This window comes from Leptospiraceae bacterium (assembly GCA_025059995.1).
Taxonomy (GTDB): Bacteria; Spirochaetota; Leptospiria; order Leptospirales; family Leptonemataceae; genus SKYB61.
On record JANXCF010000006.1, the window covers coordinates 114,372 to 131,267 of the forward strand.

Annotated in this window: 13 protein-coding genes; 5 read left to right on the forward strand and 8 right to left on the reverse strand. The window is 32.7% G+C overall.

Translation table 11 applies throughout. From position 1 onward, the window contains the following. Positions 1 to 24 precede the first annotated feature (24 nt). Positions 25 to 2,529 (reverse strand): methyl-accepting chemotaxis protein, encoded by a 2,505-nt coding sequence (locus NZ853_09370; protein ID MCS7205896.1) that lies wholly within the window; start codon positions 2,527 to 2,529, stop codon positions 25 to 27. Between the two features lie 185 nt (positions 2,530 to 2,714). Here NZ853_09370 and fliG point away from each other — a divergent pair, with 185 nt between their 5' ends. Next, positions 2,715 to 3,734 carry a flagellar motor switch protein FliG gene (gene fliG / locus NZ853_09375; protein ID MCS7205897.1) on the forward strand — a complete coding sequence of 340 codons (1,020 nt, stop codon included), beginning with the start codon at positions 2,715 to 2,717 and terminating at the stop codon, positions 3,732 to 3,734. Here fliG and NZ853_09380 read toward each other — a convergent pair. Both NZ853_09380 and NZ853_09385 read right to left on the reverse strand, forming a co-directional pair. Then, positions 3,731 to 5,095, reverse strand: coding sequence for a PEGA domain-containing protein (locus NZ853_09380; GenBank protein MCS7205898.1), 1,365 nt, complete (start codon positions 5,093 to 5,095; stop codon positions 3,731 to 3,733). The two genes, fliG and NZ853_09380, sit on opposite strands and share 4 nt — an antisense overlap. Next, positions 5,088 to 7,841 carry an AAA family ATPase gene (locus NZ853_09385; protein ID MCS7205899.1) on the reverse strand — a complete coding sequence of 918 codons (2,754 nt, stop codon included), beginning with the start codon at positions 7,839 to 7,841 and terminating at the stop codon, positions 5,088 to 5,090. The genes NZ853_09380 and NZ853_09385 overlap by 8 nt, the downstream gene beginning before the upstream one ends. A 158-nt stretch (positions 7,842 to 7,999) precedes the next feature. Between NZ853_09385 and NZ853_09390 the strand changes: the two genes are divergently transcribed. Continuing rightward, complete coding sequence (locus tag NZ853_09390) at positions 8,000 to 8,431, forward strand: Rrf2 family transcriptional regulator (protein MCS7205900.1); 432 nt, start codon at positions 8,000 to 8,002, stop codon at positions 8,429 to 8,431. Here the strand turns inward: NZ853_09390 and NZ853_09395 are convergent. Continuing rightward, a complete protein-coding gene (locus tag NZ853_09395; protein MCS7205901.1) occupies positions 8,428 to 8,865 on the reverse strand; it encodes a DUF3887 domain-containing protein in 438 nt (145 codons plus the stop codon). The two genes, NZ853_09390 and NZ853_09395, sit on opposite strands and share 4 nt — an antisense overlap. Before the next feature lie 8 nt (positions 8,866 to 8,873). After that, positions 8,874 to 11,684 (reverse strand): hypothetical protein, encoded by a 2,811-nt coding sequence (locus NZ853_09400; GenBank protein MCS7205902.1) that lies wholly within the window; start codon positions 11,682 to 11,684, stop codon positions 8,874 to 8,876. A gap of 179 nt (positions 11,685 to 11,863) precedes the next feature. On the opposite strand from NZ853_09400, the gene NZ853_09405 reads away from it, so the two are divergent. The 3 genes from NZ853_09405 to NZ853_09415 are packed head-to-tail and all read left to right on the forward strand — an operon-like array spanning position 11,864 to position 14,028. Further along, positions 11,864 to 12,436, forward strand: a complete 573-nt coding sequence (locus tag NZ853_09405) for a YkgJ family cysteine cluster protein (protein ID MCS7205903.1) — start codon at positions 11,864 to 11,866, stop codon at positions 12,434 to 12,436. Next, positions 12,433 to 13,329 (forward strand): phosphoribosylaminoimidazolesuccinocarboxamide synthase, encoded by an 897-nt coding sequence (locus NZ853_09410; GenBank protein MCS7205904.1) that lies wholly within the window; start codon positions 12,433 to 12,435, stop codon positions 13,327 to 13,329. Before NZ853_09405 ends, NZ853_09410 begins: the two co-directional genes overlap by 4 nt. 60 nt (positions 13,330 to 13,389) lie before the next feature. After that, positions 13,390 to 14,028 (forward strand): TetR/AcrR family transcriptional regulator, encoded by a 639-nt coding sequence (locus NZ853_09415; protein ID MCS7205905.1) that lies wholly within the window; start codon positions 13,390 to 13,392, stop codon positions 14,026 to 14,028. Here NZ853_09415 and NZ853_09420 read toward each other — a convergent pair. From NZ853_09420 to NZ853_09430, 3 genes are all read right to left on the reverse strand, one after another. Further along, positions 14,012 to 14,446, reverse strand: coding sequence for a DUF2452 domain-containing protein (locus NZ853_09420; GenBank protein MCS7205906.1), 435 nt, complete (start codon positions 14,444 to 14,446; stop codon positions 14,012 to 14,014). The genes NZ853_09415 and NZ853_09420 overlap by 17 nt on opposite strands. A 68-nt stretch (positions 14,447 to 14,514) precedes the next feature. Further along, positions 14,515 to 15,108, reverse strand: coding sequence for a hypothetical protein (locus NZ853_09425; protein ID MCS7205907.1), 594 nt, complete (start codon positions 15,106 to 15,108; stop codon positions 14,515 to 14,517). A 24-nt stretch (positions 15,109 to 15,132) separates the two neighbouring features. Further along, positions 15,133 to 16,842 (reverse strand): S8 family serine peptidase, encoded by a 1,710-nt coding sequence (locus tag NZ853_09430; GenBank protein MCS7205908.1) that lies wholly within the window; start codon positions 16,840 to 16,842, stop codon positions 15,133 to 15,135. Positions 16,843 to 16,896: the final 54 nt, after the last annotated feature.

The following is a 16,896-nucleotide window of genomic DNA, read 5'->3' on the forward strand; positions in this document are numbered from 1 at the left end:
GTCAATTTTTAACTGAAGCTGATTCTATAGTTTAAAGAAATTGATGGCATTACTTAGTTCATTGAATTCTTTATGAACCAATTTTGTGGTTTCATGGATGGTTTTTGAATGTTCAGACGTTTGTGTTATGATTTTAATGATGGAAGCTAAATTTTTCGTAATCTCATCAATGGCGATTTTCTTTTCATAGATATTGTTTTTGATTTCCTGTGAGCGTTTTGCTACTGCTTGTATTTGATTTAAAACCCCCAAATTCACCATTTCCTGTCTATTCATCACTTGTTGGGTATTTTGAAATAATTGATAGATATAATCAAATTCGGCTAAAACTTTATTAAAGCTATCTTTTACGAAGTTGCTGAACTCATTAATTTTAATAATATTTTGTTGAGTTGTGTTTATGAATTCCCTAATATCCTTTATACTGAGCCTTGTTTTATCAGATAATTTTGAAATTTCATCGGCAACGACGGCAAACCCTTTCCCTGCTTCTCCAGCTCTCGCAGCCTCTATTGAAGCATTTAAAGATAACAAGCTTATTTGATCTGCTATGTCTTTGACGATATTAGTTACTTGATGAATTTTACCTGATGTTTCTTGAATTTGGTTTATGTATGATAGAATTTTCTGTATTTCCTTTTCGTTTTCTTCTTTGATTTCATTGGTTTTTCTCATTTTTTCTTGGATTTCAAGGAAACTTAGTTTTGTTTCTTTGATAACATCACTCAATGCATGAATATTTTTTTTAAGATTTTGAATTAGAGCATCTTGTTCTATTGTGAAATTGGTTATATTGTCCATTGAAGTAGAAATTTCTATGGTAGTGCTTGACATTTCTTCTATTGCGGTACTTTCTAAATCTGTATTCTCGAGTTGTTCTTTTGTAAGCTTTTGGAATTCCTTCGAAACTTCAAAAAGATTTTCTAAAAGAGTGTTTACTTTTTCAATAATAGTACGAAAACTATTTCTGAGTCTTTTGATCTTAAGGCTTATCAATCCAAATTCATCGTTTGTAATTTGAAGTTGTTTTTCTTGCAATTGACCATTTGCAATTTCATCTAATGCTATGTAGATGTTCTGTACACGTTTTGTTTTATATTTGATTATATTATATAAATATAATGAAATTATTATTCCAACTAAAAAAAGAATACTTCCAATAAGTATGATGAACAAATACAATTTTTTATATGTATTATCCTTATCGAATAAAATACCATAAAAGATTACATCATTTGATTTTAGCATAGTAAATTCGTAGATTTTTTCTTTGAAGTAAAAGTAATCAATAGTTATTTCTGTAAGGTAAGAAACGGCTTTATTAAAGTTAATTAAGTTCTTTAAATTTTTGTTTTTTAAGCTTTCTTCTGTGCTATCAAGAATGTTGAATTCTTTATCCAGCATGACTATTATTATATTTTCATTTTGGGAAAAGTGCTTTTGATTAAGAAAGCTTAGTTTTATTTGAAATACATGATAGTGATCATCAAAAGTTCTAAAAAAGAAAAACAAGTCATCTTTATTATTTAAGTGAAAATATTCTAGCTTATTTGTTGGCTGTTTTAATTTTTCTAAAAGAGCAAAGTCAAGGTTTGTTTCTGGTTTATAAGAAAATAAGATACTACTAAAATCCCAGTTTAGAATGTAATAATTTTCGATTGAAAAGAAAGTGGATGTAAAAATTTGATTCAATTCTTCTTGTAAAGCTTTCTCTTTCGAAGAAACTAAAAAATTTTTGAAACCTTTCGATTCTTCGATTAACATAATTACTTTTTCCAAGCGATCCATGTAATTTTGAATATGATAATTCATTTCATGGTTTTTGATTAAAAAGTCCTCTCTAAATGTCCTTTTAATGTTATTTTCTCCTAATTGTAAACCTGCAAAAGAAGAAATCGAAAGTGCTAGAAAAAACGAGATTAGAATTATGAAAAAAAGAATGTTCTTGAATTTACTTAATACATTAGTTTGAATATTTACTAATAGATTGTTTATGAAGAAGGGATCATTAGTAAATTTCAAAACGTTTCTTTCGATAATAGTATAATAACTAATAGCCCAAAGAGTCATGTAAAAGAAAAACAAAGTGGTTGTAGATATAAGTTTATATAAGTCGTAATCCAGAAACAAAAAAACAACGAAAAAAACGATTATGCCAATTGTAACTCTCACAATGAGATTTAGCGTGGAATAGATTGGTAATTGGAAAAGTTTTTTTAAACATATTTCAACTTCTTCTTGGGAACATTTATTTGGGTTTTCTAATGCTTCGATAATGATCCAAAAATACTTCTTGTGAAATGAATAAGCATTAAACATTGAATATAGCACAATCAAAGTGGCAATTGTGAATGTAGTAATGATGAAAACATACAAGAATTCAGTTTCAATATCTAAAATAAAGTATGCAGAGATTATATATAGAGGAACGAAAAAAACATGACTAAATATTTCCAATAAGTAGATTTGTTTAATTAACCCTGAACGTTTTGATTTGAAGAAGGATAAGTTTTCTTTTTCTTGATTCATAGCTTAACTTTACGATCATCTTTATTAATGTCAATGAAAAATATTCTGATAAAATCCGATAAATTAAGAATTACTTTGGAGTGTAATTTTTTAATGAGGTGAATTTCATTTATTTATGAATTTTTATCAAGGAAATAACGAAAAAATTAATTTACAAAAATAATTAACAAATTTAATTTTTTATCATGGCTGTTCATTCCAAAAAACAGCAATACACGGGAAAGCAAAAAGCCGCCATATTTTTAATCACATTAGGTCCAGAAGTTGCAGCAGAAATCTTTAAACATTTAAGAGAAGATGAAATAGAAACCCTCACTTTTGAAATGGCAAAATTAGATAAAATCACTCCCGAAGATAAGGAAGCTGTGTTATTAGAATTCAACGAAATGATGATGGCACAAGAATTCATCACAACAGGAGGAATTGATTATGCAAGGGAAGTTCTTGAGAAAGCACTGGGAACCCAAAAAGCGATTGATATTATCAACCGATTGACCTCCAGTTTACAAACGCGTCCTTTTGATTTCATTCGTCGGCAAGACCCTCAGCACCTTTTGAACTTCATTCAAAATGAGCATCCTCAAACCATAGCCTTGATTTTATGTTATATGGATCCCAATAAAGCATCACAAATTCTATCGAATTTGCCTCATAATATACAAGCAGATGTAGCAAAGCGCGTAGCTCTAATGGAGAGGGTTTCTCCTGATATTTTGAGGGAAGTAGAAAGGGTTTTAGAAAGAAAGCTATCAGCTTTGTCTTCTGAAGATTATACTTCCGCAGGTGGTATTGATGCCATTGTTGAAATTTTGAACAATGTGGATAGGGCAACAGAAAAGACCATTATCGAAGCTTTGGAAGATGATGACCCCGAATTAGCAGAAGAAATCAAAAAGAGAATGTTTGTATTCGAAGACATTGTCCTTCTCGAGGATCGTCATATCCAAAGGGTGTTGCGAGAAGTAGATGCTCAAGACTTAGCAAGAGCTCTAAAACAAGTAGATCCGGATGTTCAAGAGAAAATCTTTAAAAACATGTCCAAGCGAGCTGCTTCCCTTTTGAAAGAAGATATGGAATACATGGGACCCATTCGTTTAAAGGATGTTGAGGAAGCACAGCAGAAGATCGTAAATATCATTCGAAAGTTAGAAGAGCAAGGAGAGATTGTCGTAGCAAGGGGCGGCGAAGACGAAATTGTGGTTTAAAATTTCCATTGGATGCCAAATCCACTTTGTCCCAGAAGATAACTTCTCTCCTCATCGTTTCTTATTCCTAAGTACAAAAAGCCGAAGGAAAAAAGCAAAGAACCTATCCCCAAAGTTGCTGAGGTTTGAGCTCTTTGGAAATATTCGAAAGATTTTTTTCTTGCTGTTTCAATTTTATAGAATTCAGATAGCCCCCATTTTTCAAACTCATAATAATTGGGGATTTGGGGACTTCGGATTGAATCCAATACTTTTTCTTTTTGGATGTTATAATAGACCCATCCACCGGCAAAAATCAGGCTTTGTAAAGCGAAACCAAGTGACAAATCATAATAATCCCAGTCTCCTATGACGGTTCTTGGAGCATAATAGAATTCTTGGTTATTTCCTTCTCTCAAAGTAAAAAAATATTCGTTTTTGCTTTGGTTTAAATCTAATATGGCATTGGTGTCAAGGAAGCCTTCTTTTGATAATCGTAAACGATAGATTTTTTTTGGGATTTTCACAACCAAAGGAGTTTTCCCCATATAACGCTCATCAAAAAAAACGTCCACATCGGGCTGATGAGTTTTGATCAAAATTTCAGAGTATTTCACATCATCACAATGATATTCAATCATTTTCTTCTTTTGGTCCTTTAAAGAATAAGTTTTATGGCAAAATTCACTATAAATAGAAATTTCAAAATCTTCGTGGGGTAGTAAAATTTCTTTTGTGTTTTTTCCGTAAGTAAGGGAATTCACATAAACAAAATATTCTTGGATGTCCGACTGAATGTTTATCTTGAGTCGATTTTCTTTTAATGCTTCCTTAGTTAAATATTGAGCTACATCAAAGATTTTTTTTTGATTTTCTTCACTATAAGGATTTTTTATATCCAAAGTGATCAGTTTCGAAAATGAATTCTTTCTATCCCAAGCATCAATATAAATCCATTCGATCTCAAGAGACTCTTTTTTAGTTTCCATAAAACCAGAGACAATGCCATCGGCTTGGTATTGAATAGCCAAGTCAAAAAAAATATCCATTTTAGAAGTTTTGGGTTTGAGTGAAATTTCTTTGATTTCTTTGAATAATTGAAACTCTAAAATTTGATCCCCACATTCGAAGAAACGTTCTTTTGTAAATCTAAAAGTCAATGCAGGAGTAATTTTTTTTCTGATCCAATAGTTGGTTCGTAAGTAAGAAAATAAGATTTCTGATATCCCTTCTTGAAGATATAAAAGTTCTTGATGTTTTTCTGCCTTTAGATCAAAAAAAACAGGAAGTATAAGAATTTTGAAAATTTTTTTACATATTTGGTTTTCTGGTGATACCGAAGAAAAAGCCAAAAAAAGCAAAAAGAAAAATATTCTATACATGTTGATGCTTTAAATTGTCTAATTTAACAGAGATGACTTTGGAGACTCCAGGTTCTTCTTGTGTTACACCAAAAATCACGTTTGCTTCTGCCATAGTAAGTTTATTATGAGTAATTACTACAAACTGCGAGCTCTTGGTGAACTGCTTGAGCATGGATAAAAATCTTCGAATGTTGTTATCATCTAATGGAGCATCAATTTCATCCAATAAACAAAAAGGAGAAGGTTTTACCAAATAAATGGCAAACATCAAGGCGATTGCAGTAAGACTTTGTTCACCTCCTGAAAGTAAAGAAATATAAGTATTTTTTTTCCCAGGAGGTTGTGCGAAAATCTGTATCCCACTCTCAAGAGGGTTATTCGGATCACTCAGCGTGATTTGAGCTGAACCACCACCAAATAGAGTTTTAAAAACTTCTTCGAAATTTTTTTGGATTTTCTCAAAAGTTTCTAAAAAAAGCTTTTTTGACTCTTGATCGATTCTTTCTAAGATTTCCCGAATGTTTTTTTCGGAATTTTCAATGTCATTTTTTTGTTTCATGAGTTCTTCATAGGCTTTTTTTGACGCTTCGTATTGTTCGATGGCTAAGGCATTGAATTGCCCTAACGCTTGGATTTCTGCCTTCAGACGTTGGTATTCGGAATGTTCTTTTTCGTAATCCAATTTTTGATGTTCGCATTTGTGGATTAACTCTGTTGGACTCATTTGAAAGTCATGATATAATTCTTCTTCAAGGGTATTCAGAGCTACCCTTAGGTTTTCTTCTTGTCTTTCGTAGGAAGTAATTTCTGGAAGGATTTTTTCAATTTTTTCTCTTTCTTTTTGAGTTTCTTTTTTTAAGAAATGGATCTTTTCTTTCCATTCTTTTGTTTGCTTTTTTAGTTGCTTGATTTTAGTGTTTATTTCTTCCATCTGATGTTTTAGCTTCGAGATCTCATGATGGTGTTTCTCTCTTTGTTCTTTGAAAAACGCCATTTGGTGTTCATAACTTGCTTTTTCGTCATTAAGAAAATTTAATCGCTCTTTAATTTCTTGTAGTTGAGTTTTAATGCTGTCCCGTGTTTCGACAGAGGTAAATCTACGAATTTCAAAATCTTTCAATGAAAGTTCCCATTCTTGCTTTTGATTTTTGATTTTTTCAAGTTCTCTGATAGTTTGTTGTTTTATCTTTTGATTTTCTTTGTTCTCTTTTTGAAGTTGTGTTTTTCTTGTGTTTAGATGCCTCATTCTAATGTCGATTTCTTCTTTTTGGGATAGTATCCCCTTTTCTCCGAATAAGAAATTTCGAAATTCTTGGTTGATCTTTTTATATTGTTCAAAATGTTTTTTTGCCAGCGAGACTGAGATTTTATCTAAAATCTTCGGAGTTGATGTGAATTCTTTTTTTTGTATCAGTTCTTTGATTTCAGCTAGGTCTTTTTCTAACTCGTCAAAAAAGGCATAGATTTGCGCTTCCCATTCTTTTTGCTGATTTTCGACTTTTTTGAGTTCCTCTTGGCGATTTTGGAGTTCTTGAATAAAATCTTCAATTAGCTTTTTTAGGGTTTCGAATTCATTTGCAAGTTTTTCTTCTATCTCATCTAATTCTTTTTGGTTGGATTCTTCTGTTTGGGTGATGGATTCTAATTTGTGGTTTAGTTCTTTAATTTGATTTTCTGCTTGGGAGATTTGGTTTTTGATGCTTTCAATTTCATTTCCTAAATCGAGTTCAATTTGTAAAGATTCTTGATATTTGCTTTCTATGTTTTTTTGGTATTTCATTTCGTTTTTGATGCGATTTTCGATTTGCTCAATCTTTTGTTTGATGAACTTTTCTTCGTTGGTGATTCGTTCAATTTCTTGTTTTTTTTGTTCGATCAGGTTTTGTTGTTGATGAAATTCAATCTCCATCTTCTGAAGTAGCTCTAACTCTTCTTGATTCTTTTTTTCCAATTCTTCGATTTCCATTTCGATGGCATTGATACGATGAAAGATTTGATTTTTTTCACTTAAGAGCTGTTTGAGTTTTTCTCCAATGATTTGTTCTTTTTCTTTCAAAGAAACGTATTTTAGATATCTTAAATTCAAATCATGTTTATCTAAGCGTTCTTTTAAGGTTAGGTATTGTTTGGTTTTTCGAGCTTGTTTTTCTAATTGGGATAACTCTTTTTCTTTTTCCTTGAGGATATCTTGTAATCTCAATAAATTTTGTTTGGTATCTTCGAGTCGTTTGAGGGTTTCTTGTTTTTCGGATTTAAAGCGGGAAATCCCTGCTGCTTCATCAAATAAAAATCTTCGCTCTTCGGGTGAGGCCTTTAAGATTTCATCCATCTTTCCTTGTTCCATGATGGAGTAGGCGGTTTTCCCAATCCCCGTATCTAAGAAGATGTTTTCAATCTCTTTTCTTGTTGCTTTCTTTCCGTTGATGTAATATTCACTATTGGTATTTAAATAAATCCTTCTTCCTATTATAACTTCATCAACTTCTAACGGGAGAGTTCTATCAGTATTATCAAAGTGAATTTCTACTTCTGCCATGCCAGCAGGTTTTCTTCTCTCTGAACCTAAAAAAATCACGTCTTCCATGTTTTTCCCACGAAGAGCTCTACTGGATTTTTCTCCCAAAGCCCATCGGACTGCATCAACAATATTGGATTTTCCACAACCATTCGGACCAACAATAGCAGTGATCCCTTTGTCTAAAAGAATAGTGGTTTCATCAGCAAAAGACTTGAAACCAACTAAACGCAATTTTTTCACGTGCATACAATGGAGTGAAAGAATTTTCAAAGAAATCGCTAAGTCAACTCAGTAAAAAAAGCCAGGAATCCTAAAAGAAATCAGAACCAAAATCACTCAAACAAATAAATAAAAAGATATTGACTAAAATTAGAAATTAAGATTTACGAATCTAAAAAAAGGGTATGGAAACATTACTTTTTGACCGATACATCATCCTTCTTTTAAAAGCTGTATTGTTTTTAGCAAAACACAAGGATGATCAAAAGTATTACAAAGTAAAGGAAATCTCTGAAAGTTTAGGGGTATCAAAAAGCTATATGGCAAGGATCATCCAAAGTCTGGTTCATAATAAAATCTTAGAATCTTCAACAGGTCCTACGGGAGGATTTTATTTACCCACGGATAATCTTAAATTAACCTTGCATGATGTCATCAAACATACGGGCTATGATATCGAAATTGAAAAATGTTTGATGGAATGGCCTGAATGCAATGAAGTCAATCCATGTCCTTTACACAATACATGGAAACGTTTTCGTGAATCCTTACTTAAAGATTTAAAGCAATATACAATCGAAGAAGCGTGCGAGCAACTCTACGATCGAATTGTTTAGTTTTCGAAGTGCTGTTGCTTCAAAATGTATTCGATGTAGTTATCAGGATATTTCGTATCGATTTCGAATCGGTAAGTTATCCATTTTTTTTCGGGTTTGTAAAACACAAATAAATACCGTAGAGGTTGTCGTTCGTATTTCACTATCACAATATAGATTTGCAAAGTGTCTTGAACGTTATCGTGGAAAATGATTTCATAACTTTTAAAAGAACCAATAACTTTTTCTATGTTCAAAAAAGTTTTCTTTAAGCTACTGATAGATTCAACTTTGTTGTAAAGGACGGGGTTATTGGCAAATAGGTAATCAAGAGCTGTCTCTGAACCCCTCTCCGCATACAAAGAAAAAAAATTTTGAATAATTCTATCCGTGCCGACATCTTGAGAAGTCAAAGAAAACATAAAAAGAAAAAACAAAAAAAGAAATTTTTTCATACGAACCCCTAAGCTTTATTCACAGTGGCTATCACAGCTCTTACCAAAGAAATATCCAAATTGAGTCGTTCCGCAATGAGTTCTGGCTCCCATTTGTGTTTGAGGTATAAAGTTAAGATACCTTCTTTTTTCCATTCATCGATGATGGGTTTTTTGGGTTTTTCTTGTTCTTTTTCTTTAGTGAACTTCTCTGCTTCTGCTAAGAGCTTTTCTACAGTTTCATAAAAGGCACTGAGCTTATCCATTTTTTCCGTTGCTTCCGAAACTAAAGATTCTAGTTCGTTTTTAATGTATCCACCTTGATCGTTGATTTCCGTCAAACGTTTGAGCATAATCGAAATCTGGGATTGTTTTTGTTCTAAATCCTTCATGAGCACGTCAACTTGTTCGAATCGTGCTTCTATTTCCTTGAATTTTATGTCCAAATCTTTTAGGACAGCTACTTTTTTTTCTAAGTTTTCGATATCGTTTTGTAGTGCTTCTTTACGAATGTCAAAAATATCAATCTTTTGGAGAAGTTGTTTGGCTTGTTCTCCTGCATCGATGGCTTCTTTCTTGGCTTTTTCGACAATTCTTAATGAGTTTTCAATGTATTTTTTTCTATCCATCAGCTCTTTAAAGAAATCTTCAAACACCTTTCGGTATTCTTCAAATTTGAGAAGCCTTTGTTCAATCTTTTCTGCGATTTTATCTGCACTTTCTAAATTCACGAGTTTGACTTCCACTTCTTGGATTTTTTCAGACAAAGAAAAGAAACGATTTTCCACATGATCCAACAATGCTTTTCGTTCATGCAAGGTTTTTAATTCTTGTTCGATTTTGGCCTTAATCGTTTCAATCTGACTTAATTTGTAAATGAATTCTTCGAGTTCTCGTTTTTGGTATTGGATTTCATCGAGTTTTTTGGTTAGAATTTCCAAACCCTGATCAAACTTCAAAATAAATTCTTCGGCTTTATCGATTAGAGATAAGCGTTCTTCGAATTTTCGTAAGCGTTGGGTGTCTTCGTGAAGTTCTCGAAATACCTCATCTTTGATGAGTCTTACTTTCTCCGTTTCTCCAAGAATTTCAGCTCTGATGTTGGCAATTTCGTTTCGGATTTGGGTTAAGTCCCTTTGCATGTTTTCCATCGATTTTCGAATCGTTGCTGATGTTCTTTTTTCTAGTTCTTCGATTTGGAGTTGTCCTTTATCAATCAAGATTGTGAGTTGCCTTGAGATCTTTTCATCCAAAGTTTGATTGATTTTTCCTAATTTTTCATCTTGTTCTTCCATGAACTTGGATGCACGTTTCTCAAGACTTTGGATGAGTTCATCTTCCTTACTTTTGATTTCTTTATAGGCTTTTTCGGCGACTTCTTCAAGTCTTTGTTTAATGCGTGTTGATTCTCGTAATTGATCCTCAATCATTTCGATTTTACTTTCAATTTCTTCTCGTAGTTTTATGAATCCCTCTCGAGTTTGAAGGAGCTCTTGTTTTTCCATCGAAGCCAAGTCGATAAGTTCTGATTTGAGGTTTTCCAACGTAAAAAGTAGATTTCTTTTTAGTTGTTCTCCTAACTCAATGAATTTATCGATGATGACTTCATATTCTTTTTTAATGTTTTGGAGCCTTCGCTCTTCTTCTAACGAAACATTTCTAAACTTGATTTCATATTTTTCGTAGTAGTTTTCAAAGATGGTGTTGATATCTTGGATTTTTTGATTACGAAGGATTTCCATTTCCTCTTTGATGGCATTCAAGTTGAGTTTTAATTCTTCTAAACTCACTTTTGCATTGTATTCCCATTGTTTTTGGATTTCTTCGTATTTGCTTTGGATTTCTTGTTTGCTTTTGTAGGTGATTTCATGGAGTTTGTTTTCTGCGTTGAGATATTTTTCTTGGAAGCTTTCAATCTGATTCACTAAGTTATTTGCCATGCGACGGGTTTCGTTGATGATTTCATCTCGTTTACTGATGGTCTGTAAATTAAAGTTTTCGATTTCGTTTCGGATTTTTGTGATCTCTTCTTTTAGGGATTGAATGGCAGTATCTTTGATTTGATGAAGACCACTTTCTATGTTTTTAAATCGATCTTGATATAGCTTTAATAAATCTTTGAACTTCTCTTCTATCTTTATGAGTTCCAAAGAAAACTTTTCATCTAAGTTTTGATTGAGACTATCGATTTTTTCTTTCGTTAAATCCAATTGGTATTTTTGTTCTTCGAGTCGTTTGTCTAAGTCCTCGCTTTGTTGAAGGATTTCTTTTAAAGTATTGTTGGATTTATCAATATATTCTTTGATTTTGTTTTTGGATTCGTGAAGTATCTTTTCGATGATCTGCTGAAGTTTTTGGTTTGCTTCTAATTCTTTGATTTCTAAATCTTCTGTGATTTGATTTACTTTGAGTTCTAGATTTTTTATAAGATTATGGATAGCCTCAACTTTTTCGAAACCTTTGTCTAAAACCACGATTTCTTTATTGAGGAGTTCTGCTTGTTGTGAAATGTGGTGGATTTTTTCGGATAGTTTTTGGATGAATTCATTTTGCTGTTCAATCTTTTTGATGTTTTGTTGGTGGTATTCAATCATTTCTTCGAGTTTTTCAGAGGTAGATTTCGCCTGCCGAACCCTCAAATCAAAATCAATAATCAAATCCTTGATGTCTGTTTTTTCTCTTTCTAAGAACTCTTTGAATTCCTCTTTGATTTTTTCAATCTCAAGGAATATAGCCTCATAGTTTTGTGTCTTTTTTTCTCGAAGAAAAAACGCTTTCACTAAAAATAAAGTAAAGCCCATTGTTATCAAAGAAAACAAACCCAATTCTAAGTAATACATATAAACTCCTAAGCAAAAACTTTATCGATAAAGGCAAATCTCTATTCAAAAAACAAAAAAACAACATTTTTTCTTTTCTGAGAAAATTACTCTTAACGTAAACTTTGTTTAGTAAATGATGGGGGATTAAAAAATTAAAATGTCAATTTCTTTATGTAGAGCTTTTATATTTTTAAGTTATGAGGTTTATCAAAGATTTGTGGTATTATTTTTTGAATATCATCAAAAAAACCCCTCATGGAGGTATCAAATATAGCAATTTAAAGTTTTTAAATTCCACTAAGTCAAGAAAGCATTTTTGTTTTACTTGTATTCAATGTGGAAAGTGCTGCGAAGGCTCAGGCAGAGTATACTTTACTAAAAGTGATTTACTACATATCAAACAATATTTACGATTATCAAACTCAGAATATAGCCAATTATTAAAAAAATTAAATTTGTTTGAACAAAATGGTCTTTGGGTTTATCGAATTCATTCTCGTTGTATTTTCCTTGATGAAAATCAACTTTGTAAAATCTACCCCGTAAGACCTTTGCAATGTCGAACCTTTCCTTATTGGAGTTATTATTTTCGTTCCGAAAAAAACTTTCGAAAATTACTTGAGCATTGTCCTGGAGCTCAGGTTTGTAATAACAAAAAATCTCCTTTGATTGTTTCTATTCCTGAGATTGTTTTTCGTTGCAATCAGACCTCAGAGAAGTTTTATCGACAACAAACATTGAAAGATTCAAAGGACATCATAACCTTATGAAAAAATCGCCTTTCTATCGAGGTAAGGTTCGAGATTTATATGAAGTTGATGATGAAAGAATGATCATTGTATCAACTGATAGGATTTCTGCTTTTGACGTGGTATTTTCTGAAGCTATTCCAAAGAAGGGTATTTATTTGAATGAAATTTCTTCCCTTTGGTTTTGGTATCTTCAAAATAAACCGTCGAGGTTGTTTCCCCAAAAAACTCTCACAACAGCATTGAATTTCAAAACTCATTTTATTACAAATGACCTTTCGGAGTTTCCTGAGCCTTTTTGCCATATTGACGAGTGGAATCAACGCGCCATGTTGGTTTACAAAACCAAAAGGATTGATTTTGAGTGTGTGGTTCGTGGTTATCTTCTTGGATCTGCATGGAAAGAATACCAGGCCACTCAAAAAGTAAGTGGGATTGCTTTGAAACCGGGACTTAAGTTTGGAGATGCTCTACCAGAGTTTCTCTTTACTCCTACAACCAAAGAAGAACTCGGCAAACACGATATCAATGTGGATTTCGAATACATGCAAGAAAAGATTGGCTCAACCCTTGCTCAAAGATTGAAAGAAATTTCTCTTAGCCTGTTCAAAGAAGCCAAAGAAATTTATGATTCCATTGGATTTATTTTGTGTGATACAAAATTCGAATTTGGAATTCGAAATGGGGAAATCTATTTGATCGATGAAGTTCTCACACCAGACTCAAGTCGGTTTTGGAAAAAAGGCAACGAGAAGAAAAAAGATAGTTATGATAAACAAATTCTAAGGGATTATTTAGAGAAAATTTCGTGGGATAAAAATTCTCCTCCACCACCCATCCCTCAAGATATAATCAGCGAGCTCCAAAGTCGTTATGAAGAAATATATCTAAGGCTCAAAGAAGTTTTGGTGTAAAAAACAGAATTGACTTTCGCTTTATAGTTTGTTTAATAAAAAATTATAACTGTTTCAAAGATGAAAGTAAAAAAGCCAACAAAAGAAATCATCATCGAGGCGGCTTATAAAGAATTTGCTGAGAAAGGCTTCGATGGTGCAAGGATGCAAAAAATTGCAGAGAGAGCAAAAATCAACAAAGCCATGCTGCATTACTATTATCACGATAAGCAAACTCTTTATGAAAATGTGATAGAATACTTTCATTCTTTATTTGATCGCATTCTTCAAGAAAAAAGTGTAGAAACAAAAGATCGAATTACGTTTTTAGAACAAATTGTTGATGCTTATTATAAAATCTATTTTGAATATCCAGAAGTGAAAAAGATTTTCATCCACGAATTGGCGAGTGGATTTGAAGCAACAAAAAAATTGCTCAAAAAACATGATCCGGACCATGTCGAAAAAATAGCAGAAAAATTTTTTTTGTTAACAAAAATTAAAGAACTACAAGATCATCAAGAAATTCGGATGGATATCGAACCAGAACACATCATGATGACCATCTTGGGTTTGATTGAATCTTCTTTGGTTCAACTACAAATTGTTAGTAAAGTTTTGGATTATGATCAAAATGAAGTCCAAATGTTTTTAGAGAAACGTAAAGAAAGTATCGTTAAGATTTTGGATCAAGGGCTTGCTATTAGGAATTCTCCGTGATTTTTTCAAAGCTCATATCGTGAAGTAGTCGATAACTGGCAATAAACTGATGAGGAGGTGAACCCCATTCCTCAGGAGAAAGCAAAGAAAAATAAAGTTCGCCGTTCTCTTTTTCGTAAAGATGTAAAATCATTCCTGGTTTTTTCTCAAAATTACAAGAGACTCGGTGGAGTTTAGCATCTTCTTGTGCTTTTATCAAGATTTCTCGGGCTTGGTTTTGAAGGGCTTGAATTTGTTTTAAAATCAAATCTAATTTTTGGTTGACACTGGTTTTAATCCATAAGTCAGCTTGTTCAATCTCTTTGGCTCTATCCACTAACGAAAAAGGAGGATCAGAAGTTTTAATGGGATACGGAAGAAAAGCTTTGTTTTCTACCTCTGGTTCTTTTTTGTTGTGAAAAGGAACGTAATCTTCCATTTTTTGACATTAAAATCGAAATAACTTAGAACTCAATTTTTTTACAAAAATAGAGAAGTAGAACTCCTCTATTTTTTTTGTGCTTCGATCCACCAATCAGGAGTAGAGTAATCGATAATAGGTTCGGTGCTTAATTGGTTTGCAATCTCAAGTGAAGCTAGACCAGGAGGGGTAGAAACGAGATAATAATTTCTTTCATTGATGGTTTGGACTCGTTTGACGCTAAGGTTTTTATTTTTAAAAAATTCTTGAATAGTGGATTCATCAATTCCTTCTTTAAAGCGAACAATCACACCACCTGGAAGAAACATCAGGCTTCCGCCTTCACCGCGAAACACTTCTGAGAGTTTGTATTGTTTTGACAGGGATTTTGTATACCCACCACTTCGTATATTTTGTTGGATTTTTGGGTTCTTGATTTTGTAGATTTTGATTTTTCCGTAGTTTTTTTCTTCTTTGATTGAAGCACGAAATCGACTCGCATAATTTGAGCCTTCTATCTCTGCTATTAAATCTTCTTGAAGAAAAACTCTTTTAGGGGTGTTTCCGTCATAGTAAATAAATTCTCTTTGACTTCTTTCTTCTTTAACTTTTGAGGGGTTTTGGGCATATAAAAAAGTTGATAAAAACGTAATTGTTAATAAAACAAAATACTTTTTCATTTTTTCCTCCTTTATGGTTATGGTCTATCGTCCGAAAATGATGAGTTTCCATCTATGAAGTTGTCCTATATCATCTAAACCCAAATCTTTTACAGTTAATGACCAATTACCGTTGGGGTTTTCGTCTAAGAAATTGGCTGCTGAAAAGACCCAAGTCTTGTTTGTATAAGAATTACATGACTCAGTTTCTAATCCATCAGAAGGATCATTATTAGCGTCTTTATAACATCGATGTTTTCTTGTCAAGACTGCCGTAGTTCCACTGGGAGATTTTAGTGTGATTTCTAAATCCCCAAAGTATTGGTGGGAAAATTGCACCTCTACTTGAACACCTTCAATTTTTGTAATGTTGCTTGAGACATTCATATTTCTTGTTATACCAATACTGTTATTATCAGGAATGTTCTGGTTTGCTATGTCATAGTTAGTTGCTGTCTTTTTTAGGTTATTATAATTTCCCAGTGAAGTAAAGTTTTTTGCTAAATTGACAGCACTAAAAGCATCTGCAACACCAAAACCATATTTGTGATTGAAGAAGAAACCTGCTCCATTTTGCTTCCAATCTGAATCAAAGGGATCAATTCTTCTTGCTGTTTTTGCTAAGATATATCGGATATCTCGCCAAGTTAAATTGGGATTAGCTTCTAACATCAATGCAACAATACCAGCAACAAAAGGTGTGGCTGCTGATGTCCCACCGAAAGTATCAGTATAATTCACATCGGGATTATCAGTTTCTTCAGGATCCTTTGGAGGGTTATATCCATCATTACCTTGAATGTCAGTAGTAGTGATAGCTAAGGTGCCTTCATTATATAAAGGATCTGAATATCCGCAAACCCAAATGTTTGCTCCTAGTTCAGAATAATAGGAGTATTTGCCCAAATTTGTAACAGCGCAGATTGCCATAATATAAGGTAAAAAATTTGCTTGTCCATCATGATTTGAGTCATCAACTTGATCGATCAATAGAACTATGTTATTGTTTGTAGTGGTAACTTTTGTACTCCCATTACCACCAGCCCATAGATAGATAATTCCTTTCCCGCCACGACCATTCCTTACACCGTCTATGATACTTTCCTTCCAGAGTGTTCCGGCAAACTCATCCATTAATTCCCCTGTTCCATCAGGAGCTCCCCAACTATTGTTAGATATTTGTATGACATCTTTATTTTTTATCATTGCTTCAGCTGTATCGCTTTGGACTGCAGATGTATTGTTATCCAATGTGTTGATAGTATTTGCTAACAATAAATTGTAGCCAACTAACTTAGATAAAGGTGCCAAGCCTCTTACTCCTATGTCGTTACATCTAGCGCCTATTACACCAGCTACAGAAGTTCCATGTGGATAATTGGAAGTGTAGGGCTTAATCTGGTTGTTTTTATCAATAAAGTTCCAGTGATAACTATGTCTCGTGTTTGCAATCAAGTCAGGATGATCAATATCAACACCATCATCAACGACCGCAACATAAACATCTCTACCGAAAATGGATTGTTCCCATAAAGGTACTACATTAGCATCATTTCCTGCTACACCACCACCTTGACCTGTGTTTTTGATATGCCATTGATTCTTCAAGAGAGGATCTTTTCCAAAACATACAGGAGTTGCATTTATCACCTGCCAAAGGAGTAGCAATTGAAGGCTATTGTTTTTTTTTGTATTCTGAACACAAGAAGTCATAATGAAAATCAAAAAAAATAAGTGTGAAACTATTTTGATCATATTTTTTTCCTAAAATAATTATGTTAGAATGTTTAAGAAAAAAGTTTTTATTTA